The following is a 24962-nucleotide window of genomic DNA, read 5'->3' on the forward strand; positions in this document are numbered from 1 at the left end:
GTATTTTGATTATCATCTTAAAGAAACAGAATGGCGTTGGATGAGGGAGCCTAATGAGCTAGCAACAGAGTTGTGGGACCTCATTAGGTAAAACTAAGTGCAAATCTGCTAGTCTAGAGCCTTTTTAAATGATTTTTAATTCTATTCGACGGCGTCTTATATCTAGGGATTGAATAAAGGGATTAGCCTTCGGCTGGAGGTACTTTTACGAAACGTTGTTTCTCATTCGGCAAAATGAGAAGCGAAGCTTCGCAAGGAAACCATCTTGCGGAGCAATGCTCCTCACCGCAAAACTCGCTCATTACCGTCAAATTATTCACAGTATCGCAAAAACATTTTTGATTAAAAGTAGCCACACTTGCGTATGACGTTACCGCGTATCGTTCATTTATTTGAATCAAATTGCGCTTCTGATGTTACTGCGTAACCTCAGTTCAATAAGTAGAACAAAGATAGATCTAGATCATTAGTTACTCATTGAGCGGTGTTTTGTGAGTCATAATTTATGTAGATAATTGAACCGGAGGGGGAATGTTCAGCGGCGATATATTTTTAAATTTGACGCTGTGTTTGGACGTTTTGTCTATTGTAAAAGAAAATTTTCTTATAATTGGGCAAATCTGCAGATAAAAAACGCTGAGATGAGCTGAAAAGATAAAATATCCCGCTAAACCTAAAATGGCTGAAAAAATTTGCTGAATTTGCAGAAAATTAGAAAAACTTAGGAAATTAATCCCGATCCTCTTTGGTTAAAGTATATCTCAAGGGTGTGATAGAGATTGAAAAGAGTAGCATGCTGTCAGTGGTGCAAAACACGTGTACAGTACTCACCCAAAAGGTCTCGATTCAGCTTAGGACGCTATAAACCAGAAGTTTATAGGCTATAAGATCATGACTTACAAAGTGATGATAGTTGAAGTAAACAATATTGTTTTCTCTTATACCACCCCAAAAATTTAAGCCAAAATAAAAAAGAATAATGAATCATTACTCCTTTAATCTGCACAAAACAAACCACACCAGTGAAATCAGCACAAGCTCAAAGATCGTCAGGCATCTCTCTTAAAAATAGTCCAAATCTAAGCGGAAATTTAAAAGCAATATTCAATTGCTCGAAAGGGGCATAAACTAAGGATAAAAATACGCTTAGGAGATTTGCCATGAACTTGAGTCATTTAAGCGATTTCTTGCTGTATAGCTTAGTGATTAACTATCTGATTTTAATCATTTGGTTTGTGGTATTTGTCTTTGCTAAAGATTGGATGAAACGCCTGCATGGGCAGTGGTTTAAGTTGAGCGATCAGCAGTTTGACGCTATTCATTATGGTGGAATGGCTGTCTATAAAATTGGTATTTTACTTTTGAATTTAACCCCCTACATTGCATTGCACTATCTAAAATAAGCTTAAATCATAAAAAATATTGGGTGTAAAAGCACAAGCTGCTTGCATTAAATTTAGGCAAAACAGTATGCTCAAAAGAACATAAAATTCAATTGGGCAAGGCAAGAATGAACGGGAAAGTAGAATGCCGTACTTGTTTGGTGTGCAAAAAAAGTTTCCCACTGAAAAATATGATTCCAATGGGAACCGTGCGTAAAGTCATTACAGAAGAAATTGCTCAGGATTTTCCTGAATCTGGTGCTCAGGACTATATATGCCAAACTGATTTAACCAAATACCGTATGCAGTATGTGCAGTCAATTCTGAACTCCGAACAAGGCGAAGTCTCCAATTTAGAATATGAGGTGCTGAACAGCATGCAGCAGCATGATCTGATTAGCAAAAATGTTGAAGAAAAGCTGGATCAGCAGTGGAGTTTTGGCGAAAGGCTAGCGGATAAAATTGCAACATTTGGCGGTAGCTGGGCATTTCTTATTTGTTTTACATTGTTTTTAGCGGTGTGGATTTTAGTCAATACTGTGGTGATGGTGAAGCATCCTGCTGATCCTTATCCTTTTATTTTGCTGAATTTGATGTTGTCTTGCCTCGCTGCCATACAAGCGCCCATTATTATGATGAGCCAGAACCGTCAAGAAGCTAAAGACCGCATGCGTTCGGAGAATGATTATCAGGTGAATTTAAAAGCTGAATTAGAAATTCGCCATTTACATGAAAAGATAGATCATTTGTTGATGCATCAATGGGATCGTCTTGCCAAGATTCAGGAAATTCAGCTGGATTTGCTGTCTGAAATGAGTAAAAAGAAGTAATAGTTTGCTTTGAACAGCATAAATAATTGTTGTTTGAGTGCTAAGCTATGGCGAAAATTCTCGGGAAAAGTCATTTATCAGATGGAAAAAATGCTAAAACTTGATGCAAGAAGAAAATATTTTCAATATATCTTTAAATGTGAAAAATATTTTTAAAATAAGCCAAAAACAGTGATTTTCAGGGAAACAATCCCTCATCGATACCACTACTATATATCTCAAGGGTGTGATAGAGATTGAAAAGAGTAGCATGCTGTCAGTGGTGCAAAACACGTGTACAGTACTCACCCAAAAGGTCTCGATTCAGCTTAGGACGCTATAAACCAGAAGTTTATAGGCTATAAGATCATGACTTACAAAGTGATGATAGTTGAAGTAAACAATACTGTTTTCTCTTACACCCTAAAAAATTTTCAAGAATTCAATCGAATAATAAATCTTTCTATCTTTTTCAAAATTCCAAACTTCGCATTCATTCCCAACACACTTTGATCACTGCTGATGTAATAAATATCACGCAGAACAACTCAAACTTAATCTAAGCTTCAGATTGTCCTTTTTCACAAAGTTGTTATGCTTAACTATCTAAATTTTAAATAATTTTGTTATGGGTTATCTGAATCAATTGATACAGGATTGTCTACAGGCACAGCAGACTAAAGCTGAGCGTATATTTGAGTTTTCAAGTTTTGATGATCTTGCTCAACACGCACATTATATTTATGTGATAGAGCAGGTTGGTGGCGATATACAGCAGACATATCAGGACTATGCTGCATTTAAGTCATTGAAAACCCATGCCTGTGCCAAGTTAAATCAACCCAATCACATTCTGTATGTTGGATCATCACGGACAGGTATAAAGAATCGTTTAAAACAACATTTAGGTTTTGGGCCTAAACAAACCTATGCCTTGCATTTGTCGCAGTGGTTTCAGGGCGAATATCGCATCACACTACATCAGTATCCATTAACCACGAGTTCAAGCATCTTACAATTACTGGAGGATGATTTATCTCATTCATTAGCACCTGCCTTTGGTAAATTGGGGACCAATAATCGTTAGGGTAGAACCTGATCGGTCAAAGTCGATTGACAGCGAATTAGTCAGTTGTTATTTTGCCGACATTCTCCCAGTACACAGTCTGTCCATGCCTTTAGATCCCAACTTTGTCTATGCGCCGCCTCAAGGTCCTCTACGTATTTTGTATGAAGATGCAGACTTGGTTGTCATCGAAAAACCAGCGGAATTGCTGTCGGTTCCGGGACGTTTGCCTGAGCATCATGACAGTGCCTATCTTCGAGTTTTGCAACAGTATCCAGCAGCAAAGATTACCCATCGTTTAGACATGGCAACATCAGGCATTTTGATGTTTGCGAAACACCGCGATGCAGAAGTGGCGGTGAGTAAAATGTTCCAAGCGCGAACGGTTCAAAAGCAATATGTAGCTTTGGTTCAGGGTAAGCTAGAAGGTGAGGGCAGTGTTGAAGTGCCCCTCATTACGGACTGGGAAAATCGCCCACGTCAGATGGTGCATTTTGAATTAGGCAAACCTTCAAAAACCTTGTATCAAGCCATTAGCTATGACGCAAGCAAGGATATTAGCCGAGTATTATTAACGCCAGTGACAGGGCGTTCTCATCAGCTACGTGTACACATGATGCATATTGGGCACCCAATTACAGGGGATCAACTGTATCACCCGAATGCAAAACAGAGCTCACTCGGACGGATGGCGTTACATGCTTGCGATCTGGCATTTACCCAGCCTTTAACTCAACAAGCTGTTCATATTCATTGTGCGGCAGAATTTTAAAGCATATTCATGTGAATGCTCATTGTTCATAAAAACTGCTGCATTGAATTAAAACCTTTGGGACTCGTAAAAAGCGCAGAATATCTACAGCTTTAAATAGGTTTTTCTGCTTAAAAATGATTCATGATATACACTATATCCCCAATTCTGGGGATATATAAATAATTTAAATATCTCTATAAAGTATGTGAAAAATTTAGAAATATTGATATTAAATTTCTTTGTAGCTTTTAGTAAATAAACGCCATTTTTAAGGTTTTATTATATTTTCTAATGAATATTGAATGATTACTTTTTTAATATAAAAATATTTTATTAAAATGATTTAAAACAGCATTTTAGTTAAATTGTGTGCAAGTGTGTATTTGGTCAGATAAATACAGTTTTTTGCATTTATTCTGCTAATATGAAATAAATTATTGATTTTAATTTTTATAAATTAGGTTTGTTTTGGGGAATAAACTTAAATTATTGAAGCTTATTTTGAGGATTGGCAAATGATCAATATTGCTTTAATCGTCCTTATCATCCTATTAATTGTGGCTCTCCTTTTTGTTTATAACCGCAAATTGAAAAATGATAAAACCCTACGTTCACTGCAGGAAAACTTCGATCGTGCGCGGTTAAAACTGGCTAAAACAGAGTCGCAGCAAGATGAATTGAATTATGCAATCAGTCAATTACGTATTCAAAACAGTGGGCTAAAAATCCAAGTCGATAAAGTAGCAAAATATCAACATATTGTAGAGATTGAACAATATGTTGAGTATCGAACTTTACAGGCTGATGGTTTGGTGGAAGTCACCAAAGCCAATGCCGATATCATGTTGAATGATATTCGCGCACAGATCGAACAAGTGCGTCAGTATTTGAGCAAATATCAAGAAAGAGCTAAATCACAAATACAGGAACAAGCCCGTGCCGAGTTAAAGGGTTTGTATAGCCAAGCGCTGGATCAGCAGCATCTTGAAAACATCAACCGCGCTTTGGACAATAAAATACGGGGCTATCAGTCAGCGTTCTTTTTGCCATTACAGAGTATTTTAGATCAGCTGATGGATGGCATGAATGAATCTGCGGCAAAGCAAAATTTGACTGCGGTACGTTGTAAAATGATTGATGCGATGGAGCAGCAATCGACTGCAAACTGTAACTATGTCGATGAAGAACGTCGTTTGGCTGCAATGCAATTATTCACATTGGTTTTTAATAGTCGTGCTGACTTGTATTTGGCACAATTAAACACCGAAAACTTAGGTGAATTATTGCAGGCTTTGGCGGATGATTTCACCTTGCTCAATGCGCATGGTGTACATTTTAGCCAGGCACAGGTACTCGACAGTTATCTTCAGTTACGCTTAGAAGAATTGAAAATGGCAGCTTTGGTTTTACATCTCAAAGAAACTCAGGCCAATATGGACGTTGTGGTTTAATTTGAATTGTTATAAGAAAGATCGCTTCGGCGGTCTTTTTTTATGATTAAAGAGATTTCGCTAATGCAAATTGCAACAATTATCCGTTAATCTAAGTCAACAGAATAAAATTCATAAACGATAAGGAAACGCACAATGACTCGTGATTTTAAACAATTTCCAGATGATGATAATGGCAATGTGCTGTGGCAGATGCAGCAAGATGGTGATGATTTATCTGTGCCGCATGAAATCGAATATTCAATTGCCTTTTCGAATGAAGCGCAGGCTGAACAGTGTGCATTATATTTATTGAAAGAAGAGCAAAAAATGTCGTTGTTCCAAGATGAAGAATCAGATCGCGTGGAATGGATTATCACGGTCTATGTTTATATGGAGCCTGATTATGAAGATATCGTCGATTTAGAGCAGTGGTTTATTAAAATTGCAGAACAATATTCGGGCGAATATGACGGTTGGGGTTGTATGGCTTATATCTATGAAGATGATGATCTGGATGAAGATGAAGCACAATTGAGCTAAGTCTCACTATTGCATCTTTAGTAACAAGAACCCAGTGATTCAACTGGGTTTTTATTATTTAAATTTTAGAGAAATTGTGTAAGATTTTGATTTTTCAATATTTTTATAAAAAAATCAATATGAATGCAGCTCACAAAACATAACACGGCATTGCGTTAAAGTGATGGGATCAATCTGTAGGATTCGCTATAGTATTGAATAGCAATGACCTTTCTCGCACGTCTCAAAGCTGTCTCATTTAGAACGTTTCAGTGTGATAAAAATGGACGATAAAGCGAGGGTGAATGCATGTGGATGATTCAGTGAAAACAATGACAAAAGGACATCATCATGAGCAATACTGTTCGATTACATCGTGTTTTTAGTGCGCCTGTAGAGCGCGTTTATCATGCCTTTGTGGAGCCAGATGCTTTGGTGAATGGAGGGGACCACATGGATTACTGCCCATGTGTAGCATTTGGATGTGCGTGTAGGTGGCTCGTACCGCATGTCGTTTCAAAATTTTTCAACGGGAACCACACACGCTTTTCATGGTGATTATCATGAAGTCGTGCCGAATCATTTACTGCGCTATACAGACCAATTTGATATGCCAGAGTTAGCTGGTGAAATCGAAGTCACTGTTGAGTTTAAAGCGGTCTCCGTAGGAACCGAAGTGACGATTGTACAGGCAGGGTTGCCGAGCGTTATTCCACCTGATGCCTGTTATTTGGGGTGGCAGGAGTCTTTACAGTTGCTGGCTTTTTTAGTGAATCCAGCGATCCCCGATGAATAATCTGAAGAATGATCGAAAAACTATAAATAGGCGAAGGAGGGCTTAATGACTGTACACATTAAACGTATTTATGATGAGATAAGCCCAGACGACGGTAAACGCATATTAGTCGATCGCTTGTGGCCGCGTGGTATCAGTAAAGTGAGCGCAGAGCTAGATTTGTGGCCGAAGGCATTGACGCCATCTACAGATTTACGTCGTTGGTATCATCAAGATGAGGCAATGGCTTCTCGTTGGGACGAGTTTAAACAGCGCTATTTGCAAGAAATACAGCCACATCAAGCCGAGTTGGAACAACTGCGGGCATGGGAAAAAGAGGAGCCACTAACCTTACTCACAGCAGCTAAACATACGGATAAAAATCATGCGCATATCTTAAAAGCGTTAATATTAAATACCTCATTAGAGATCTAAAATTTAAACCTTCAAGTACTGTAGCGTTGTGAAATTTACGACCTTCACAAGGTGATTAAACCATACGAAATTTATGGTTTTTAAGTTTATGAAATACATAAAAATGTTATATTAAGTTTTTATGGATTTTTGCGTCCATCTTTTTTTGAGGTCTTTTATGTCTTTACCCAATTGTCCCCAATGTAATTCTGAATATACCTATAATGATGGTGATTTACTGATTTGTCCTGAATGCTCACACGAATGGCGTGAGGGCGAAAGCGCTGCAGATGAACAGTTAGTGATTAAAGATGCCAATGGCAATGTATTGATCGATGGTGACACGGTTACTGTGGTGAAAGACCTTAAAATTAAAGGTTCATCTTCAGTGGTGAAAGTGGGCACAAAAGTTAAAAATATCCGTCTTTTAGCTGATGCAACAGATGGTCATGACATTGACTGTAAAATTGATGGTATAGGAGCAATGAAACTCAAATCTGAATACGTGAAAAAAGTTTAAGTTTCGTTATTGTTCGCTCTAAAGCAACTTCCAATCATCCTAAGCGAGGTCTACACTTGGCTTGGGATGACTACTTAAACATGAAATAGATAACTAATCCGCTATAGATTTTACTTTTCAGCCTGCATAATAGAAGCATTACAGGTTTGAAATGTCTTTACTATGCCGCATATTCATTTGGAATATTCCAATAACCTTGACGTCGAAGCTCGACCTTTACTTAAAGCGCTAAACGCTGCCTTATTTGAATCGGGTCATGTGAGTGCCATCAATGATATTAAGAGCCGTGCCGTAGCTCAGCAAGATTTTGTTGTGGGCTTGGATGAACACGCTCAACATGCGTATATGCATGCCAAAGTTTCATTATTGACGGGTCGAACGGTCGAAGTGCAAAAGCAAATTTCATTGTTACTATTGGACGTGCTGAAACAACATGTCACAGCTTCAGTAGTAGAAGTGCAACTTTGTGTGGAAATTTTAGAAATGAATAAAGCGACGTATTCAAAGCAGATCGTGAGTTCTTAAGACATTCATTACATGCAGAAACGCGCATATATTTTGAAATACATCATGCTGTAAAAATGATGAAATCTGACTTCGGTCGGATTATTTTTTATTGGAATTATTTATTAAAAAATCCCTTTTTGATTAAATTTTAAGCCTTTACTCTGATCAAAAAAGACATTGAAAAATGTGACCGAGTTCATTTATATTCTGTAGATCAGGTTGAATTTCCAACAACAAATCCTGATCGAATAATAGATAAAACAATGAAAATGAAGGGGTAACATATGTCGGGATGGTACGAGATCAGTCATTCTAATGATCAGCAGTTTCGTTTTGTATTAAAAGCAGGGAACGGTGAAATCATTTTAACGAGTGAATTATATAAAGCGAAAGCATCAGCCCAAAACGGGATTGAGTCTGTACAAAAGAACAGTTCAGATGACAGTCGTTTTGAACGACTGACGGCCAAAAATGGTAAACCATATTTCAATTTGAAAGCGGCAAACCATCAAATTATTGGGACCAGCCAATTTTATGCCAGTGAGCAATCACGCGATAAAGGCATTGAATCAGTTAAAACCAATGGTGCAAGTACCCAAATTAAAGATCTAACTGCTTAAATTTGAAACAACCTGATCGAGACAGTCAACGCGGGATAAACAAAACCTGAAGGCTCGTCAAAATCACAAGATCAAAAGCAATATGGTTCTCAAATAAGCGCTGTTGGGTTGGATGCTCTTCAATCTAGATCAGGCTTATTTGACGGTACAAGGAAGTACCACAACTTCACTGGCTAGAGTGGTGAACGATGAATAAGCAGAATCATATTTTGTATTATGGGCTCATTACGATTTTGATCATCGTCATGGGTTGGATGATTGCGTCTCCGTATTGGGTGTTGTATCAAATACGTCAAGCCTATGAGCACAATCAACCTGAAAAAATTGCTCAATATATCGATTTTTCGGCAGTCAAATCGAGTCTAAAACCACAAGTTGAAGACCTCATTCAACAGAAAACTGGGCTACAGCATTTACCCGAATTTGCCCAGTCTTGGGGTGGGCAGCTCAGCACAGTCCTCAGTGCAACGCTAGTCGACAGTCTGGTCAATCCAACCAGTATCATGCTGCTTTTACAAGGCAAAGCATTAAAAGAGTCGATCCAACTACCAGAAATAACCAAACTGACCAATCCGAGCATGATTAGCCCAGGGATTGAACTATTCACGCATGCTGAAAATAAGGTCGCAGAACAACCTTATGCGTCAACACTATCCAAAAATGACGAAACTGCAACCGCTGTTGCTTTAAAGCAAAGCCAGCCACTTGAACCCAAAGCCAGCTATAGCGCTTGGAATCGATTTGATCTGTATGTGCCGCTCCAAGGCCTAAGCGAAGAAAAATATACCGTATTTAGTATGCAACGCCGCGGTTGGAGCTGGAAGATCGTTAAAATTTAACTTCCAAACGCCGCCCAGAACAATGCTTCATAAAAAATAAAATAAATAGGTGCCAGAGATGCAAGATAAAATCAAAATAGTTGGTGACCAACAGGCCGCTGACGAAATTCTGCAATTTTTAGCCAATTGGGATGAGGTCATCTGCCAATTGAAAATTGAAAATATTGCTGAATCCTGCGCAGCAGATGTGTACTTTTTTGATGCCAGTTGTGAAATGCGTGGCTTAATGGCATATCAAAAAATGTGGGAATTTTATAGAGAGTATTTTCGTGAAGGCTTAAAGGTGTTTAGGAGGGAACTGGTCATCCATGCAGATCCTGATATTGCCTTTCTGCACTGTTATTCCAAAATTGATGATAAGAGTGGGATACCGACACCGGGGATCTCGTGGTGTTGTAACACCATTGGGATGAAAAAAACGCAGTCTCAATGGAAGATCGTTCATCAACATATTTCTGTTCCTATCGATATCGTGACCCATCAAAGTAAAGTGATTACCTTTTAATTCACCTAAAAACGTAGTATGAAAGCAGAGCCATGGTGCTCTGTTTTCATAGTAAAGCGTTACATGAACGGCATATGCAGTTCTAAAACTTCAATCTAAATTAAAAATAATGACTATCGTTCAGGATGGCTTTATTGCACAAATATTTAAAAGTTAATACTTCTTCAACTCACTCAAATCTAAGTCACAACTCGGGTAACCGCATTCGCTTTTATGCTGGCTTTGCACTTAGAGACCGCAATGGGGTGGCATTGGGAAGTTTTTGTGTTTTAGATCGGCAGCCGAATCAAATGACCGATGATGATATGAGTCTGTTAAAAGGCCTGGCAGCAGATTTGATGAATACGCTCAGTGATGAAAATGTGAAGCGAAAAAAATGTGAGGAGATACAGCAACTGAATGATTCGTCTTCATAATTTCAAATGATGCAGCAGATCTTTTTAGACTGGAGTTTCAGTGAAAAGCATTTTAAGATGGTTCTAATATAATTATTTTGAGCCAAAGACATGAACAAAAAGAATGTCATCTGGCAACTTCTATTAGGCTACGTTGCTGCATTGGGTTGTAGTGTGAGCTTTGCTCAAATTCAAGGAAACTATTTTTCACATAAGGATTGGGAAATCGCTTGTGATAATACGGGGACTTGTCGCGTTGCAGGTTATCAAGCGGAGGGCAATCAACCCGCTATTTCTGTGTTATTACAACGTGCTGCGGGCGCTCAAGCGCAAGTCAGCGCACGAGTGAAACTCGATCCTGAAACCTTAAGTGTGGCAAATCAACCACTTCAACTTTACATTTTAGGTAAAAATCAGGGAACTGTACAGCTTGATGCCAAAACTGCGGAAGGTCAGTTAAGTGCAGCTCAAACTCAAAAACTGATTCAAGCCTTACAAGCCAATCAACCGATTGTGTGGAAAGGCAACAACAAAACATGGTTATTGTCGGTGCAGGGCGCTAGTGCAGTTTTACTCCGTATGGATGATTTTCAAAAGCGCATAGGGACAAATTCGGCATTATTGCGTAAAGCCAATAGTAGTTCGGCCAATGTACTCAAACCGAAAAGTATTCCGAAAGTGAATATTCAAAATTACAGTAAGGGCTTACAAACACGGTATGCCGTCAATGCGCCCACAGCCAAACAATTGTTTGGATTGATAAAGAAGAAAACGACAGTAGAAGATTGTCCTCAACTCTTTGATGCAAATTTCTTAGAGGATGATCGGGTCGTGGTGTTTCCAATCAATGGGAAAAATGCCTTGGTCGAAGTGCCATGTTGGCGTGGGGCATATAACAGTGGTAATGGCTATTGGCTGATGGATCGAAATTTAAAGCAAATCAAACAATCCGTGACCTTTTCCGGAAGTGGTTTTAGCGAAGGGCAGATTTTCTCCAATCAACGTGGACGAGGCATTGGCGACTGTCATAGTACGGGGGAGTGGTCATGGAATGGTCAGCGTTTTATCCAAACCTATATGGCAAAAACCACACAGTGCAAAGGATTTGCTGGTGGTGCGTGGGAAATTCCAACCTTGGTCTATCGCGTTCAACTCGACTCTTAATTTGAAAAAGCCCTGATATTCAGGGCTTTAAATGATATAGCGTTTTATTCTATGGGGTTTAAATAAATAACCGAGTACTTTAAAAACGTTTTGGTATTTTTTGTCCACCGACAACCGGTGATTCAGCGATTTTCAACACACCAAATAACCATGTTTCGGCATGATGAACAGCCGTTTTGAGCTCATCACCTAAGGCTAAACGCCCTGCAATAAAACTCGCCAATGAACAGCCCGAACCATGATATTCCCCATCCAGTCGTGGACAACGGGTTTCAGAGACTAATTCACCCTGAACATATAACGAGTTTTGAATATAGTCAGGCGTATTTTCATGCCCACCTTTTACTAATACCGCTTGAGCACCCATCGCAAAAAGTTGCGCAGTTGCTTTAGAAATATCCTCTTCACCTGTGAGCGCACGTAATTCTACGGTATTGGGTGTAAGCACAGTGGCAAGTGGAATTAGTTCTGCAAAGGCTTTGACCAACGTTGCTTGATCGCCCAAAGAGCCACCACTATTGGCTACTAAAACGGGGTCGAGAACATAGTGATATTCGGGATGTTCACGTAAAAACTCAGCGAGAGCCGCGATATTTTCAGTCGTTCCTAACATTCCTGATTTTACACAGCGAATAGGGAGGTCACCGACGACGGCATGTGCTTGAGCCAGCAATAACTCACGAGAGGTTGCTTCAAACGAATACACTTGTTGTGAGTTTTGAACGGTTAATGCTGTACACGCAATGGCAGCATGTGCGCCACTTTGACCAATGGCTTCAATGTCCGCTTGCAGTCCTGCACCACCTGAAGGGTCAAGACCTGAAAAGCACAGTACAGTAGGGCGCACAATGATGTCCTTATTACACAAAATTTGCGATAGTATAGGCAACTTTGAGCGAACACTCGATAGTATTTTTGCAGAAGTGAATGGATAAGGTAAAAGCTGTGATTAAGAATATATTGATCGATCTCGATGGAACATTAACAGATCCAAAAGTTGGCATTACCACTTCAGCACGCTATGGACTGGCGAAAATTGGACATCCCATTTCGGATGAGACCAATATCGATTGGATCATTGGGCCACCTTTGAAAGCCTCTTTGGCCAAAATCCTCAATGTCGATGTGCATAATGTACTTGCAGATCAGGCTTTACTAGGTTATCGCGAGCGCTTTGCAGTGACCGGCTTATTTGAAAATAAAGTTTATCCTGCCGTTGCCGACACTCTAGCAACTTTACAACAGCAAGGCTTTCACTTGTACGTCGCTACAGCAAAGCCGACGGTCTATGCCCGCCAAATTTTAGAACATTTTGATTTGGCACAATATTTTACTGTGATCTATGGCAGTGAACTGAACGGTGAGCGCACCAACAAAGGCGATTTAATTGAATACATTTTGCAGCAAGAACAGTTGGATGCGAAGGAATGTGTGATGGTGGGAGACCGTGAGTACGATATTTTAGGCGCACGCCGTAATGCAGTACATAGTATTGCTGTGAGCTATGGTTATGGTAGTGCAGAAGAAATTCAAACGGCTGCACCGGCACTGGTGATTGATCGTTTTAACGATTTGATTTCGAGTATTGAGCAATTGCAGCAGCAGAAAGTGTCGTAGTTGCACCTAATCAAGAGAATGATGCTGATTATTTAAAGATAATCAGCAAAATCAGAAAAATCAGCCCACAGAAAAACCATTTGAGCAAAGGTGACTCATCATTTTTGATGGTTTCTGCTTCGAGTGCGATGCCATGTTTATCGTAGACAAATACAAAATGTGCATTTGCGCTTAGAGCCATTTCTTGAATGGCTTGTAGCTCGAGTGCGCTGACTTCTTCACTTAAGCGTTCTTTTAACTGAATAAAAATAACCGGCTGTCCAAACTCATACCACTTGAAGTGGATCTGTTGTATGAGTTGGTTGAAGCACTGTTCTGCAACATGATAGTTTCGGACAAAACTTCCACGTTCTATAAAAGCCAAAGGGCAGTTTTGTTCAGCTACAATTTGATGATCACGCGTTAAAACTTGCATTTGATCATAATGAATCTGTACCCAAACTGCGTCAGGAAAAGACGCTAATTTTTCTTCTAACATTACTTTTAGGTTTCATTATTATTTTAGTGGATAGCAGTATGTCATTAAAATTTAGAGAAAAATATAGCTGAGATATAAAAAACACATCGATCTATCGAGTTTTTATCTTAAAACGTCTTTCGCAGTTTTGTCACTTTGAATTTTTAACTTCTACAATTGAAATATCTAAATCTTAAGTGTGTTTTTAAAGCCATTATCCTTTTTCTAGAAAACTGTTTCTCATCTGATTTATGTAATCGATCTTGTAACTGTTTCAGGCTTTTGAAAAAATTCAGACAGAAAACAATAAAGCTGAATGCTATGTCCAAATCATTTTTATTCCCTAGTCAGTGGCTCAAACCTTTGCACCCACGTGATCCACATGAGCATCATCGTGTCGCGACCTCTTTAGAATTGCTTTTTGACTTGATCTTTGTCGTGGCGATCGCAACAGCAGGGCAGCAACTGCATCATGCCATTGTTGAAAATCATTTAGCTCAGGGTTTAACGCTGTATGGCATGGTGTTTTTTGCCTTGTGGTGGGCGTGGATGAACTTTAGTTGGTTTGCTTCGGCGTATGATAATGATGATGCGCTCTATCGAATCTTAACTTTCGTACAGATCATTGGTTCTTTGGTCATTGCTGCAGGTATTCCAAGCGCTTTTCAAAAGCAGGATTTTGACGTAATTGTGATTGGTTATGCCATTATGCGTCTGGGCTTAGTTACAGCAGTGGTTTCGCGTTGCAAAGCATGATCTGTCCCGTCGGAAAACAGCATTACGCTATGCTTTTGGCATCATACTGGTGCAAGTGGGGTGGCTGTTCTTTCATTTTTCACCGCTGCATTTCACCGTTTATCTTTTCATTTTGCTCGCAATTGCTGAACTGTCTATCCCAGTTTTTGCAGAAGCTGCAAGCCGTACACCTTGGCATGCGCATCATATTGCAGAGCGATATTCACTGCTTACCATTATCGTTTTAGGCGAATCTATTGTCGGATGCTCGATTGCCATAACCGATGCATTAACAAATCAGCGTTTTAGTACTGAACTGATTTTTCTGATGGTGGGCGGTCTGATGATGATGTTCACCATGTGATGGTCTTATTTTGATACCAGTATTGCAGAGCGTTTAAATAGCCGAAAAATGGCATTTACTTGGGGTTATGGACATTTCTTTGTCTTTATTAGTATCGCGGCGATTGGTGCAGGTTTAGCTGCCGCAGTTGATGTGGTTTCGCATGAGGCGCTGATTAGTTCTGAGAAAGAAAGCTACTTTGTGGCGATCAGCCTCGTGATTTATACGACAAGTTTATATTTACTTCATGAATTGCATCATCAAAGTGGTTTTAGAAAACTTTTATATCCTTTAACCGTGGTGATTGTTTTGTGTATTCCGTTGTTTATTACTCCTGCGGGTTATGCAATATTTGCGATGGCAGTGGTATATGCATTGAGATTGATGTTTACAAAATGCTATTTGGCAAGATAAGTTAATGATATGATATTCATCAATAATTCGTTATATTGCTGATGAAAATAACGTCCAAGAATCATCAAATAAAGATAAAACATAGAGGATTATATGAAAGGGCAAATACTCGATTTTTCTGTTCAAAATAATACAGGCATCATCAGTGGAGATGATCAGAATCGTTATCAATTTTCTGGAAGCGATTGGAAAGGACAAACTGTTCCTGCTCGTGGACAATTTGTTGATTTTGAGACAAGTGGATTGGGTTACGCAACCGATATTTACTTAGTCGCTGTGCCGAATGCTTTAGGCACGCAATACGGTCAAAAGAGTCGTATTGTTGCTGCACTCTTAGCATTCTTCCTTGGTGGATTTGGTATACATAAATTCTATTTGGGTCGTATTGGATGGGGGATTGTGTATCTGCTATTCTGTTGGACCTTTATTCCATCCATTGTTGCTTTTATTGAATTTATTATTTATCTATGCACTTCAGATGAAGATTTTGCGCGTAAATATGGCTAAAGTTTTTTGTTAAAAGATAAGGCGCATTGTGCGCCTTATTTTATTGTTGCAGATCTCTAGCGGGTTGACCCCATTGGTTGTTCTCGGCTTTGGTGTCTGTAGCCCACCATATAATCAGTGGAATGATTCCGATGATTGTGAGCATTAAAAGTTGCCACCAACCTGAACGTCCCGTGTCATGTAGTCGACGTGCGCCAACAGCTAAGCTAGGAATAAGTAAAACGATATTGGTAATATTTTCTAGCCAAGGTTCACTGCCAATAACGAAATCGCAAATAGAGGCAAGTATAGTGACCAATATACAAAATAGCCAAAAGAACCAGAACTCTTTACGTCGAGCACGTCCTTCAAATTCAGCAAACTTTTTCAGTGGTTTGAATGACCACGCGAAAAAGTCATAGTTTTCCTCTTCTTCACTGTAGTTTGCTCGCGTATTCGTGGAAAAACTTTGTTGGTGTAATGCAATATAGACTTGAATCGCTTGCCCACTTTCATCCAAAGCAAAATCAACCTGTTCTCCACGTGTAGGTGGTCTTTGACCTCGCCATTCATGACCAGCAAATTGATAGTGTTTTCCATCTTCAGCACTAATCACCCCAGTATTAGTTTGAATCGAAAAATCTAGTATTTGTCCTTTCATATTTTTCCTGAGTTAATGTGCTGTAGATAGGGTGGCTACATAAATAGTAGCCACGATTTTTTATTTATTTGGCAGGTTGTCCCCATTGGTTTACTTCAGGTTTGGTTTCTGTTGCAAGCCAAATTAGAACCAGAATTGGTCCAACGAGCGGAATCATTTGTATTAACCAATACCAACCAGATTTATTAATATCATGTAAACGACGTACTGCAACGGAAAGGGACGGAATAACCATTGCTAAGATGAAAATACCTGTGAATATTCCTTTGGTTCTAAGCACTGAATCGACAATCAGAGTAATAATCATTGCGATAAGATAGACCAAAACAAAAAACCAATATTCTTTACGGCGTGCACGTCCAGTAAAGTTGGCATAATTTTTTAGACATTTGACAAACCAATCAATCATGTTGAATTTTGATTCAGCTTGGTCTTGGTTTGAAATTTTATCGAGTTGCTGTGAAATTTGTTGAATAGGATTACTGCTGCCAAGAGCATTGAATACTTGAACAGCTTGACCTTCTGGACTGATATCGAAATCTACATGATCGCCGCGTTTAGGTGAGTTTTGGCCACGCCATTCTGCACCTGTAAACTCATAACGGTTTTGATCATCTCCACTGATAATGCCTGAATTGGTTTGTACTGAATAATCTAAAATCTGACCTTTCATTCTGTCCTCTTTTATTATGTGATTTTTATTAATTGATGTATTTTTATACCGTTTTATATTAGCAGAATATGAATTAAATTAAATGCATAGATTTGCTTGGGTGAATGAAATTCTTCATAAAAAAAGCGGAACACTTTGTTCCGCTTTTGATATTTCGCTGAAAAATTTATTACCAGCTTAACGCTCCACCAGTTTGGTAGTCAGTTACGCGAGTTTCAAAGAAGTTCTTCTCTTTACGTAAGTCCATCATTTCTGACATCCACTGGAATGGGTTATTCACACCAGCAAATTGTTCAGGCAAGCCCAATTGGCTCAAACGACGGTTACAGATGAACTTCAAGTATTCTTCCATCATGCCTGCATTCATACCCAATACACCGCGTGGCATAGTGTCACGTGCATATTCGATTTCAAGCATTGTACCTTCAAGAATCATTTGAATGATTTCTTCTTGGAACTCAGCAGTCCATAGGTGAGGGTTCTCGATCTTGATTTGGTTGATCATGTCGATACCAAAGTTCAAGTGCATAGATTCATCACGTAAGATGTATTGGAATTGCTCAGCAACACCATTCATCTTGTTACGACGACCCATAGACAAGATTTGGCTGAAACCACAGTAGAAGAAGATACCTTCAAGTACGCAGTAGAACGCGATCAAGTTGCGAAGCAAGATTTGGTCGTTTTCAGGTGTACCTGTTTTGAACGTAGGATCACTTAAAGATTGTGTATATTTCAGACCCCAAGCTGCTTTACGAGCCACTGAAGGAATTTCACGGTACATGTTGAAGACTTCGCCTTCGTCCATGCCTAAAGATTCGATACAGTATTGGTAAGCGTGCGTGTGAATCGCTTCTTCAAATGATTGACGTAAGATGTACTGACGGCATTCAGGGTTGGTGATGTGACGGTAGATTGCAAGAACCAAGTTGTTTGCAACCAATGAATCCGCAGTCGAGAAGAAACCTAAAGAACGCATAACAATGGTACGTTCATCTTCGGTTAAGCCATTTTCAGACTTCCAAAGTGCGATGTCATGGTTCATGTTCACTTCTTGCGGCATCCAGTGGTTTGCACAACCGTCTAGATATTTTTGCCAAGCCCATTCGTATTTGAACGGTACAAGTTGGTTTAAGTCAGCGCGGCAGTTGATCATCGCTTTATCGTCAACTTGAACACGCTGAGCACCCATTTCTAGCTCTTCTAAGCCAGGTGCAACGTCTAGATTTTCTAGAGCGTTAGATGCTCTTGCCAACGGATCGGTTGGATCTGTTGGTCGATTTGTACTGGTTCGAGCGGGTTGTGCAGCTGCCAAATTCGGCGATGAGTGCTGTGCATTAGATACCACTTGCGAATCAGTCGTTTTTTGCGGTTCGACGGGCGCAGGCTGGTGAGCTTGTGCAGCTTGTTTCGGTTCATCATCTTCGAAATCGTCCCAACTTAGGATAGACATAACAGTTCTCTCTTCGTTGCTTTATATCTTTTATAGACATCCAGCGTCGCTGAGATGTCCTACTATACGCTCAATTTGTGTAAGCAAAATTAAGTTTTGTCGATCACTGCTCTAAAAGTGTTCGGTAGAGCAAATATCCCCACTACTTATTTTGATTACGCGATTTATATGCCTTGAACCAGAAATAGGCGATCGGGACATAAAAAGTCAAAATAAAGGAAACCACCAAGGCAATTAACCCTAACTGATAGTTATGCGTCATATGTGGCATGGTGGATTCCTTTATTTATTTTTAATTTTTTAATCCCCCTAAATCCCCCTTTTGCAATGGGGGGACTTGCATCCCGCCATTTGCTTCGAGGAATCTCCCTCCTTTATTAAAGGAGGGTTGGGGAGGATTTAAAACCTGTCAGATTACTGACAAGCCTCACAATCAGGGTTGTCAATTGAACATGCCATTGGGACTGGAGCTGCTTGACTAAAACCTTCTTCTTCAGCAGCAACTTCAGCTTTAGGCTCTTCTTTCGCAACAGCTGTTACAGGTGCTGCAACAGTAGCAGGCTTAACTGCGTTCAATGCGCCAGTGTTAATGGTTGATTTCTCAGCAGAAGTCGCACCCAATGCACGTAGGTAATACGTAGTTTTAAGACCACGTAACCATGCCATTTTGTACGTCATATCAAGTTTCTTACCGTTTGCACCAGAGATGTAAAGGTTAAGAGACTGAGCTTGGTCGATCCATTTTTGACGACGTGATGCAGCATCCACAATCCAACGTGGCTCAACTTCGAACGCAGTCGCGAAGATTGCTTTAAGCTCTTCAGGAATACGTGCGATTTTTTGAACCGAACCTTCGAAGTGTTTAAGGTCGTTCACCATTACAGAATCCCAAAGACCGCGATCTTTTAACGCACGTACTAGGTACGGGTTGATCACTGTGAATTCACCAGAAAGGTTAGATTTCACATACAAGTTTTGGAAAGTTGGTTCGATTGACTGTGATACGCCACAAATGTTCGAAATGGTTGCAGTCGGTGCAATCGCCATCACGTTTGAGTTACGCATACCGTCTTTTTGAACTTTAGTACGTAAAGTATCCCAGTCCAAACGTGTTGTACGGTCAACTTCGAACATACGGTCAGGACGAGCTTTTTGTACGATATCTAAAGAGTCAATTGGCAAGATACCTTGATCCCAAAGTGAACCTTTAAATGTCTCGTAAGTACCACGTTCAAGTGCCAAGTCGCTAGATGTTTGAATTGCGTAGTAAGAAATCACTTCCATCGATTCATCAGCGAACTCAACCGCAGCATCAGAACCATAAGCCAATTTCATTTCATATAAAGCATCTTGGAAGCCCATGATACCCATACCCACTGGACGGTGTTTCAAGTTCGAGTTACGCGCTTGAGGAACAGCGTAGTAGTTGATGTCAATCACGTTGTCGAGCATACGAACAGCAGTTTTTACTGTACGAGCAAGTTTTTCACGATCTAACACACCGCCTTGAACGTGTTGTACAAGGTTGATTGAACCTAAGTTACATACTGCGATTTCATCTTCGTTCGTGTTCAGCGTAATTTCTGTACACAAGTTAGAAGAGTGAACTACACCCACGTGTTGTTGTGGTGAACGTAAGTTACATACGTCTTTGAATGTGATCCAAGGGTGGCCAGTTTCAAACAACATAGACAACATTTTGCGCCATAAGTCTTTCGCACGGACTTTCTTATGTAGCATGTTGGTTTCTTTCGCAATGCCTTCGTAGTAAGCATAGCGTTCAGCAAATTCTGCACCTGTTAGGTCATGCAAATCAGGTGTTTCAGATGGTGTGAACAGTGTCCATTCAGCATCTTCGAATACACGTTGCATAAACAAATCAGGAACCCAGTTCGCTGTGTTCATGTCGTGTGTACGACGACGATCATCACCCGTGTTCTTACGAAGTTCTAGGAATTCTTCGATGTCCAAGTGCCAAGTTTCAAGGTATGCACATACTGCACCTTTACGTTTACCACCTTGGTTAACTGCAACAGCAGTATCGTTGGCAACTTTAAGGAACGGTACAACACCTTGTGACTTACCATTCGTACCTTTGATGTACGAGTTAAGCGCACGAACAGGCGTCCAGTCATTACCTAAACCACCCGCCCATTTAGACAACATTGCGTTATCACGCATTGCGCCATAAATGTTGTAAAGGTCATCTGAAATCGTTGTTAAGTAACAGCTAGATAACTGTGGACGTAAAGTACCCGAGTTAAATAGAGTAGGCGTAGACGCCATGTAATCGAAGCTAGACAATAAGTTGTAGAATTCGATTGCACGTTCTTCACGGTTGTCTTCGTTCAATGAAAGACCCATTGAAACACGCATGAAGAATAATTGTGGTAATTCGAAACGTACACCATCTGAGTGGATGAAGTAACGGTCAAATAAAGTTTGTAGACCTAAATAAGTAAATTGGTTTGAGCGTTCTGGTTGAATCGCAGCAGCCAATTTTGCAAGGTCAAAGTTAAGTAGTTCTGGAGAAAGAAGATCAAGCTCGATACCTTTCTTCAAGAAAGTTTCTAAAGCGTCGCCTTCATTCGTGTCAGTATCTAAACCTAAGAACTCTAAACCTGTAGCAACAAGGTCATTACGCAATAAACGCGCAGTCACATATGTATAGTTTGGTTCTTGTTCGATACGTGTACGAGTAGCCATCATCATGGTCGTTGAGATGTCTGACTCTTTTACGCCGTTATAAAGGTTTTTTACAGTCTCATCGATAATCGCTCGAACATCGATGCCTTCTAAACCTTCAGCTGCTTTAACAATATTTGCCTCAAGCGCGCCAAGATCAAGCGGTTTAAGCTGACCGTTTGAACCTGTCACTTGTAAAGTAGGGTGATGGTGAGCACCAGTTTGTTTACGAGCTTCGGCACGTTGTTCGCGGTAAATCACGTAAGAGCGAGCAACTTTTTGCTCACCTGTACGCATAAGCGCAAGTTCAACCTGATCCTGAATTTCTTCAATATGAATGGTACCGCCAGAAGGTAAACGACGGTTAAAGGTATTCAATACCATCTCAGTTAATTGAGAGATACGGTCATGAATACGGCTGGAGTCAGCGCTTTGCTGGCCTTCAACGGCCAAGAACGCTTTACCAATCGCCACAGAGATTTTTTCTGCATCAAAAGGTGCAACGTCACCGGTGCGTTTAATCACCTGAATTTGACCAGGGGTTGAATTCGTTACGCTCATGCTAGCATAGCTCCATTTGTCATCTATTTTTATGTTAGGACCGTTTGAACTGGGCAATTTTTATGCCACAGTGTTTGAGGTTTAAACACAAGACCTAGTGGTTTAAAAATTTATTGAACACAAGATACGGGAAAATTCAGGGTATATCAATATTGACATTTTACTAAATGCTTTGAACTTTTCTGGCAGAAATCCATCTCAAAAAATTCCTATTTTTTATCTTTGTTATATATGCCTTATCCGACAAGGGCATAGCATAGCAAAGTCGAAAAAGAGTGCTTATAGATAACATTGTGGATAACTTCAGAAAGCCTAAAAAGTTGTGAATTAATCAGTCAGTTTTTATTCGATGAAAATGTATCCAAATTTATAATTGTTGGTATTGTGAGCAATAGGGCATGGAAATGATTGGTAAATACGGCTGCAAAAATGTAGCAGGTTAAAATTTATTACAAAATACGATATTGATGTATCAGTTTGGTGAATGCCATCTTGTTTACAATGTAAACGTGTGTATATTGCAAACTATGTTTAAGCGTATCTATCGGATTTCAAATAGGATACGCCCAATCAAATAAGGGGCAATCAATGAGCCAAGAAGAAAAGTTACCTAAAATTTTAATTGTTGAAGACGATGAGCGTCTTGCTCGTTTAACTCAAGAATACTTAATCCGTAACGGACTTGAAGTTGGGGTAGAACCAGACGGTAATCGTGCGATTCGCCGTATTATCGCTGAACAACCAGACATGGTATTACTCGACGTGATGCTTCCGGGTGCCGATGGTTTAACCATTTGTCGTGAAGTTCGTCCACACTACCATCAACCAATTTTAATGTTGACTGCACGTACCGAAGACATGGACCAAGTGTTGGGTCTAGAAATGGGTGCAGATGATTATGTTGCAAAACCTGTTCAACCTCGCGTTTTACTTGCGCGTATTCGTGCATTATTACGTCGTACAGACAAAGCACCAGAAGATGAGGTTGCACAGCGCATCGAATTTGATGATCTTGTAATTGATAATGGTGGTCGTTCTGTCACACTCAATAATGAGTTGGTTGACTTTACTAGTGCAGAATATGACCTTTTATGGTTGTTGGCATCTAATGCGGGTCGCATTCTTTCTCGTGAAGATATTTTTGAGCGTCTGCGTGGTATTGAATACGATGGTCAAGATCGTTCAATTGACGTGCGTATCTCACGTATTCGTCCAAAAATTGGCGATGATCCTGAAAACCCGAAACGTATTAAGACCGTACGTAGTAAAGGTTATTTATTCGTAAAAGAAACCAACGGCATTTAATGTAAAATACCGTCCCTTAGTTTGGCAAAGTAGGACACTTTTACGTGTTTAAACACAGTATATTTTTGCGCGTTTATGCGGGGCTACTGATTTTAGTCTTTTTAGTCGCTACATTTGGCTATTTGCTGGTGCAAATCATTAACTACCAGCGCGCGCAAGAATATCGTGAATCGCTTACTGACGGTTTGGCTTTCATTATAAGTGAAGGTATTGCACGTCAGCCAAATGAACAACAAAAGTCAGATTGGGTGTCAGATGCATCTGATCTACTTGAGTTGCCTATTTATTATGTAAAAGCTAATCAGGTTGATTTAACCCGAGCGGAAACAAAACGTATAGAAGAGCGTAAAGCTGTAGTGCGTTGGGACGCACAAACCACAGCAGCTTATATTATTATTGGCTTAAAAGATGACCCTGCACATCTGCTGTATATTAAAGCCGATAATATTTCAGAACGCCAAATGAAGGCGTTGCCTGTCTTTATACTGGATTATTTGGTGTATTACCCTGGTCAAGAAAAACAATATCTTGAAAAAATCCAGCATCATTTTTCTTACCCAATTTCAATTCAAAATGTTCAGAGTTTGCCTTTAGATCCTGAGCAAATCGGCCGATTACGCTTAGATCACAGCATTATTTTGTATCGTGATAGTGCGACTGAGCGCGGCACGACCATTTCGATCGTATCGCCAATTCCAAGCTCAACTTCAGAAGTTTTGGTCATGGGGCCGGTACCGCTATTCAATTGGATGCCTTTCCAGTTGGCAGCAGGTATTACGCTACTGAGCTTATTTGTCTTGAGCTTGGGTGTTTATGGCCTATTGGTGCCGATGCAACGTAAGCTGCGTGCAGTAAATTATGCTTTAAATAAAATGAAGGGTGGGGACTTATCTGTACGTCTGCCTGTTGAAAGTACCGATGAATTTGGTACTTTAGCATCGAGCTATAACTCAATGTCAGATCATATTGAACGTTTAATTGAAGCACAGCGTGAGTTGATGCGCGCGGTATCGCATGAGCTGCGAACACCTGTGGCGCGGATTCGCTTTGGTGTAGAAATGATGGCGGATGAAGATGACTATGACTACCGTCAGCAGCAAGTTGAACAAATCGACAAAGATATCGAAGCGCTTAATACCTTGATTGATGAAATCATGACTTATGCCAAGCTCGAACAAGGCATGCCATCTTTAGAGTTTGAAGATGTCAGCTTGTTTGAAGTTTTAGATCAGGTCTTGATTGAAACCGAAGCCTTAAAGACAGGGAAAACCTTGGAATTGCAAGCACCACCAATTGGGGTGATTGTGGAAACTGAGCGTCGTTACTTGCATCGCGTTGTACAAAACTTAGTGGGCAATGCAGTGCGTTATTGTGACCATAAAGTCTTGATCAGTGGTGGTGTGAATGATGAAGGCATGGCCTATATCTGTGTTGAAGATGATGGCCCCGGCATTCCAGAAGAAGATCGTAAGCGTATTTTTGATGCCTTTGCACGCTTAGATGATAGTCGTACCCGTGCTTCAGGGGGCTATGGTTTAGGTTTATCGATTGTCAGCCGTATTGCTTACTGGTTTGGTGGAACAGTTGGTATTGATGAAAGTCCAACTTTAGGTGGGGCGCGTTTTACCATGACATGGCCTGCGACACGTTTTAAGAAAAATAAACCGAAGCTAGATGGTAAAGAGCTTAGTGCCAATGACAGCTAAGCGAGCTAAGAAATCTAGCTCAGCTGTATTTAGCGAGTTGTCTTGTCCTGAAATAGATTGACAGTATTCCACTTCAAACCGAGTTAAGCAATTAGCTCGGTTTTAGTTTGCTCATACGTCTGATTCGGGGTGTTCATATTTAAACTTAAATGTGGTCTATAACA

At 40.0% G+C, this 24962-nt stretch carries 25 protein-coding genes and 3 pseudogenes; 21 read left to right on the forward strand and 7 right to left on the reverse strand.

Translation table 11 applies throughout. The features are described 5' to 3' along the window. The 16 genes and pseudogenes from FTU17_RS13230 to FTU17_RS13305 all read left to right on the forward strand — a co-directional run. A pseudogene (locus tag FTU17_RS13230) lies at positions 1 to 91 on the forward strand (IS1595 family transposase); the annotation flags it as partial. 1069 nt (positions 92 to 1160) lie between these two features. After that, positions 1161 to 1403: a DUF6868 family protein gene (locus FTU17_RS13235; protein WP_078191128.1), complete on the forward strand. Its 243-nt coding sequence runs from the start codon at positions 1161 to 1163 to the stop codon at positions 1401 to 1403. Between the two features lie 107 nt (positions 1404 to 1510). After that, positions 1511 to 2212, forward strand: a complete 702-nt coding sequence (locus FTU17_RS13240; RefSeq protein ID WP_168378549.1) for a DUF1003 domain-containing protein — start codon at positions 1511 to 1513, stop codon at positions 2210 to 2212. 607 nt (positions 2213 to 2819) lie between these two features. After that, entirely contained in the window at positions 2820 to 3278 is a 459-nt protein-coding gene (locus tag FTU17_RS13245) for a GIY-YIG nuclease family protein (protein ID WP_180048974.1), read from the forward strand. A gap of 85 nt (positions 3279 to 3363) precedes the next feature. Next, on the forward strand, positions 3364 to 4029 hold the full coding sequence (locus tag FTU17_RS13250; protein ID WP_111884818.1) for a pseudouridine synthase: 666 nt from the start codon (positions 3364 to 3366) through the stop codon (positions 4027 to 4029). 497 nt (positions 4030 to 4526) lie between these two features. Then, a complete protein-coding gene (locus FTU17_RS13255) occupies positions 4527 to 5462 on the forward strand; it encodes a hypothetical protein (RefSeq protein ID WP_180135674.1) in 936 nt (311 codons plus the stop codon). A gap of 135 nt (positions 5463 to 5597) precedes the next feature. Next, positions 5598 to 5984: a ribonuclease E inhibitor RraB gene (locus FTU17_RS13260; RefSeq protein WP_180135675.1), complete on the forward strand. Its 387-nt coding sequence runs from the start codon at positions 5598 to 5600 to the stop codon at positions 5982 to 5984. Between the two features lie 330 nt (positions 5985 to 6314). Then, positions 6315 to 6759, forward strand: a pseudogene (locus tag FTU17_RS13265) (SRPBCC family protein). Positions 6760 to 6804: 45 nt separating this feature from the next. Next, positions 6805 to 7173: a DUF488 domain-containing protein gene (locus FTU17_RS13270; RefSeq protein ID WP_111884822.1), complete on the forward strand. Its 369-nt coding sequence runs from the start codon at positions 6805 to 6807 to the stop codon at positions 7171 to 7173. A 157-nt stretch (positions 7174 to 7330) separates the two neighbouring features. After that, positions 7331 to 7672: a zinc ribbon domain-containing protein YjdM gene (locus FTU17_RS13275; protein ID WP_111884823.1), complete on the forward strand. Its 342-nt coding sequence runs from the start codon at positions 7331 to 7333 to the stop codon at positions 7670 to 7672. A gap of 162 nt (positions 7673 to 7834) precedes the next feature. After that, a complete protein-coding gene (locus FTU17_RS13280) occupies positions 7835 to 8197 on the forward strand; it encodes a 5-carboxymethyl-2-hydroxymuconate Delta-isomerase (RefSeq protein ID WP_180009304.1) in 363 nt (120 codons plus the stop codon). A gap of 266 nt (positions 8198 to 8463) precedes the next feature. Then, on the forward strand, positions 8464 to 8799 hold the full coding sequence (locus tag FTU17_RS13285) for a YegP family protein (RefSeq protein ID WP_168378556.1): 336 nt from the start codon (positions 8464 to 8466) through the stop codon (positions 8797 to 8799). Between the two features lie 188 nt (positions 8800 to 8987). Further along, positions 8988 to 9638 carry a DUF2939 domain-containing protein gene (locus FTU17_RS13290; RefSeq protein ID WP_180135676.1) on the forward strand — a complete coding sequence of 217 codons (651 nt, stop codon included), beginning with the start codon at positions 8988 to 8990 and terminating at the stop codon, positions 9636 to 9638. A 58-nt stretch (positions 9639 to 9696) separates the two neighbouring features. Then, positions 9697 to 10143 carry a nuclear transport factor 2 family protein gene (locus FTU17_RS13295; protein ID WP_218955557.1) on the forward strand — a complete coding sequence of 149 codons (447 nt, stop codon included), beginning with the start codon at positions 9697 to 9699 and terminating at the stop codon, positions 10141 to 10143. A gap of 134 nt (positions 10144 to 10277) precedes the next feature. Next, a complete protein-coding gene (locus FTU17_RS13300) occupies positions 10278 to 10559 on the forward strand; it encodes a GAF domain-containing protein (protein ID WP_180135677.1) in 282 nt (93 codons plus the stop codon). A 90-nt stretch (positions 10560 to 10649) separates the two neighbouring features. Continuing rightward, on the forward strand, positions 10650 to 11702 hold the full coding sequence (locus FTU17_RS13305; protein WP_180048970.1) for a DUF1176 domain-containing protein: 1053 nt from the start codon (positions 10650 to 10652) through the stop codon (positions 11700 to 11702). A gap of 79 nt (positions 11703 to 11781) precedes the next feature. On the opposite strand, the gene FTU17_RS13310 is transcribed toward FTU17_RS13305, so the two are convergent. Beyond that, complete coding sequence (locus FTU17_RS13310) at positions 11782 to 12549, reverse strand: hydroxymethylpyrimidine/phosphomethylpyrimidine kinase (RefSeq protein WP_078191115.1); 768 nt, start codon at positions 12547 to 12549, stop codon at positions 11782 to 11784. Between the two features lie 98 nt (positions 12550 to 12647). Between FTU17_RS13310 and FTU17_RS13315 the strand changes: the two genes are divergently transcribed. Next, positions 12648 to 13319, forward strand: a complete 672-nt coding sequence (locus tag FTU17_RS13315; RefSeq protein ID WP_168378589.1) for an HAD-IA family hydrolase — start codon at positions 12648 to 12650, stop codon at positions 13317 to 13319. A 28-nt stretch (positions 13320 to 13347) separates the two neighbouring features. Here FTU17_RS13315 and FTU17_RS13320 read toward each other — a convergent pair whose 3' ends face one another. After that, positions 13348 to 13797 carry a hypothetical protein gene (locus tag FTU17_RS13320; protein ID WP_168378559.1) on the reverse strand — a complete coding sequence of 150 codons (450 nt, stop codon included), beginning with the start codon at positions 13795 to 13797 and terminating at the stop codon, positions 13348 to 13350. Positions 13798 to 14097: 300 nt separating this feature from the next. Here FTU17_RS13320 and FTU17_RS13325 point away from each other — a divergent pair. Both FTU17_RS13325 and FTU17_RS17560 read left to right on the forward strand, forming a co-directional pair. Next, positions 14098 to 15268 (forward strand): annotated as a pseudogene (locus tag FTU17_RS13325) (low temperature requirement protein A). A gap of 93 nt (positions 15269 to 15361) precedes the next feature. Next, positions 15362 to 15775, forward strand: coding sequence for a TM2 domain-containing protein (locus FTU17_RS17560; RefSeq protein WP_257220987.1), 414 nt, complete (start codon positions 15362 to 15364; stop codon positions 15773 to 15775). A gap of 40 nt (positions 15776 to 15815) precedes the next feature. Here the strand turns inward: FTU17_RS17560 and FTU17_RS13335 are convergent, their stop codons facing one another. From FTU17_RS13335 to FTU17_RS13350, 5 genes are all read right to left on the reverse strand, one after another. After that, a complete protein-coding gene (locus FTU17_RS13335) occupies positions 15816 to 16415 on the reverse strand; it encodes a DUF805 domain-containing protein (protein WP_168378560.1) in 600 nt (199 codons plus the stop codon). Between the two features lie 64 nt (positions 16416 to 16479). Next, positions 16480 to 17088 (reverse strand): DUF805 domain-containing protein, encoded by a 609-nt coding sequence (locus tag FTU17_RS13340; protein WP_168378561.1) that lies wholly within the window; start codon positions 17086 to 17088, stop codon positions 16480 to 16482. A 169-nt stretch (positions 17089 to 17257) separates the two neighbouring features. Continuing rightward, positions 17258 to 18541 (reverse strand): ribonucleotide-diphosphate reductase subunit beta, encoded by a 1284-nt coding sequence (locus FTU17_RS13345; RefSeq protein WP_078191110.1) that lies wholly within the window; start codon positions 18539 to 18541, stop codon positions 17258 to 17260. 142 nt (positions 18542 to 18683) lie between these two features. Beyond that, entirely contained in the window at positions 18684 to 18812 is a 129-nt protein-coding gene (locus FTU17_RS17565; RefSeq protein ID WP_257220656.1) for a hypothetical protein, read from the reverse strand. 143 nt (positions 18813 to 18955) lie between these two features. After that, positions 18956 to 21787: a ribonucleoside-diphosphate reductase subunit alpha gene (locus FTU17_RS13350; RefSeq protein ID WP_180135678.1), complete on the reverse strand. Its 2832-nt coding sequence runs from the start codon at positions 21785 to 21787 to the stop codon at positions 18956 to 18958. 588 nt (positions 21788 to 22375) lie between these two features. Between FTU17_RS13350 and bfmR the strand changes: the two genes are divergently transcribed. Further along, positions 22376 to 23092: a response regulator transcription factor BfmR gene (gene bfmR / locus FTU17_RS13355; protein WP_067764711.1), complete on the forward strand. Its 717-nt coding sequence runs from the start codon at positions 22376 to 22378 to the stop codon at positions 23090 to 23092. Between the two features lie 44 nt (positions 23093 to 23136). Continuing rightward, positions 23137 to 24798 (forward strand): sensor histidine kinase BfmS, encoded by a 1662-nt coding sequence (gene bfmS / locus FTU17_RS13360; RefSeq protein WP_180135679.1) that lies wholly within the window; start codon positions 23137 to 23139, stop codon positions 24796 to 24798. The last annotated feature ends 164 nt before the right edge of the window (positions 24799 to 24962 follow it).

Origin of the sequence: Acinetobacter sp. YH12070 (genome assembly GCF_013419625.1) — a bacterium.
Taxonomy (GTDB): domain Bacteria; phylum Pseudomonadota; class Gammaproteobacteria; order Pseudomonadales; family Moraxellaceae; genus Acinetobacter; species Acinetobacter amyesii.

Coding starts and splice junctions, on each gene's coding strand:
- FTU17_RS13295 (WP_218955557.1), top strand. CDS start 9,697: ATGCAAGATAAAATCAAAATAGTTGGTGACCAACAGGCCGCTGACGAA.
- FTU17_RS13340 (WP_168378561.1), bottom strand. CDS start 17,088: ATGAAAGGTCAGATTTTAGATTATTCAGTACAAACCAATTCAGGCATT.
- FTU17_RS13275 (WP_111884823.1), top strand. CDS start 7,331: ATGTCTTTACCCAATTGTCCCCAATGTAATTCTGAATATACCTATAAT.
- FTU17_RS13245 (WP_180048974.1), top strand. CDS start 2,820: ATGGGTTATCTGAATCAATTGATACAGGATTGTCTACAGGCACAGCAG.
- FTU17_RS13350 (WP_180135678.1), bottom strand. CDS start 21,787: ATGAGCGTAACGAATTCAACCCCTGGTCAAATTCAGGTGATTAAACGC.
- FTU17_RS13320 (WP_168378559.1), bottom strand. CDS start 13,797: ATGTTAGAAGAAAAATTAGCGTCTTTTCCTGACGCAGTTTGGGTACAG.
- bfmR (WP_067764711.1), top strand. CDS start 22,376: ATGAGCCAAGAAGAAAAGTTACCTAAAATTTTAATTGTTGAAGACGAT.
- FTU17_RS13345 (WP_078191110.1), bottom strand. CDS start 18,541: ATGTCTATCCTAAGTTGGGACGATTTCGAAGATGATGAACCGAAACAA.
- FTU17_RS13240 (WP_168378549.1), top strand. CDS start 1,511: ATGAACGGGAAAGTAGAATGCCGTACTTGTTTGGTGTGCAAAAAAAGT.
- FTU17_RS13290 (WP_180135676.1), top strand. CDS start 8,988: ATGAATAAGCAGAATCATATTTTGTATTATGGGCTCATTACGATTTTG.
- FTU17_RS13335 (WP_168378560.1), bottom strand. CDS start 16,415: ATGAAAGGACAAATACTAGATTTTTCGATTCAAACTAATACTGGGGTG.
- FTU17_RS13305 (WP_180048970.1), top strand. CDS start 10,650: ATGAACAAAAAGAATGTCATCTGGCAACTTCTATTAGGCTACGTTGCT.
- FTU17_RS13280 (WP_180009304.1), top strand. CDS start 7,835: ATGCCGCATATTCATTTGGAATATTCCAATAACCTTGACGTCGAAGCT.
- FTU17_RS17560 (WP_257220987.1), top strand. CDS start 15,362: ATGAAAGGGCAAATACTCGATTTTTCTGTTCAAAATAATACAGGCATC.
- FTU17_RS13285 (WP_168378556.1), top strand. CDS start 8,464: ATGTCGGGATGGTACGAGATCAGTCATTCTAATGATCAGCAGTTTCGT.
- FTU17_RS13255 (WP_180135674.1), top strand. CDS start 4,527: ATGATCAATATTGCTTTAATCGTCCTTATCATCCTATTAATTGTGGCT.
- FTU17_RS13250 (WP_111884818.1), top strand. CDS start 3,364: ATGCCTTTAGATCCCAACTTTGTCTATGCGCCGCCTCAAGGTCCTCTA.
- FTU17_RS13270 (WP_111884822.1), top strand. CDS start 6,805: ATGACTGTACACATTAAACGTATTTATGATGAGATAAGCCCAGACGAC.
- FTU17_RS13260 (WP_180135675.1), top strand. CDS start 5,598: ATGACTCGTGATTTTAAACAATTTCCAGATGATGATAATGGCAATGTG.
- FTU17_RS13235 (WP_078191128.1), top strand. CDS start 1,161: ATGAACTTGAGTCATTTAAGCGATTTCTTGCTGTATAGCTTAGTGATT.
- FTU17_RS17565 (WP_257220656.1), bottom strand. CDS start 18,812: ATGCCACATATGACGCATAACTATCAGTTAGGGTTAATTGCCTTGGTG.